At 41.3% G+C, this 761-nt stretch carries 2 protein-coding genes; one reads left to right on the top strand and one right to left on the bottom strand.

The window, feature by feature from the left end:
• Window positions 1-89 precede the first annotated feature (89 nt).
• Complete coding sequence (locus A3763_RS23835) at window positions 90-380, top strand: hypothetical protein (RefSeq protein ID WP_068516158.1); 291 nt, start codon at window positions 90-92, stop codon at window positions 378-380.
• A 6-nt stretch (window positions 381-386) separates the two neighbouring features.
• Here A3763_RS23835 and A3763_RS23830 read toward each other — a convergent pair.
• A partial coding sequence (locus tag A3763_RS23830; protein WP_156495300.1) for an MMPL family transporter occupies window positions 387-761 on the bottom strand: 375 nt, incomplete at its 5' end.

Here is a 761-nt window from a genome sequence, read left to right as displayed (position 1 = left end):
TGTCGTTATTACAACTAACGTTTGTTATTAGTCACTTTGTTATCAGTTCGAGGTATGATGGCTGTTTACAAGTTTGAATCGGAATGATTATGCAAGCTGAAGCTCTTATTTTATTGATCAATTTCCTATTGGTGACGCTTACTTATTTGTTCGTTTATCCTCGGTTTGCGGGGCGAGATTTGAACAAACTATTTACGAACGACTTGGCTGCTATGGTGATATCTCTCTTGGTGGTTGGCAGCTTATATCAAGGTCAAGACCTCAAGTTATCGTTGATCATTCTAGAGACTAACTGGTTCTGGTTTAGTTTACTGACATATATGCTAATCGAGACGCCTTTTGCACTCAGGTATATCAAAAAATATAAGGTTTTTGAGTAGGGCTGGTTAGCCCTCTGCAAGCATCGAAGGTTCGAGCTCTTCTTCCTGCTCTACTACTTTTCCTACCTTAGCTAATTTCAGAAGGTTTGGCATGATAAAAAGTGTACATAGCGCAGACACTAGCATGGTAATACTAATGAGAAGTCCGAGGTTGAAAATAGGCTGAAACTCTGACAACAAGAGGATTGAGAAGCCTAATGCAATGGTAAAAGCGCTGGTTAATATTGGGAAGGTGATATCTGTCAGGGCTGCTTGAGCTGCGGCATCCCTAGATTGAAGTGCTTTTAAGTTTCGTAAGTAGGCTTCGACGATATGTATGGAGTAATCGATGCCGATGCCGAAGGCAATGCCGCATAGCAGACTAGAGCCGATATCTAAAGG

Source organism: Oleiphilus sp. HI0128, from assembly GCF_001635365.1.
This window is presented reverse-complemented; position numbering and strand designations above follow the sequence as displayed.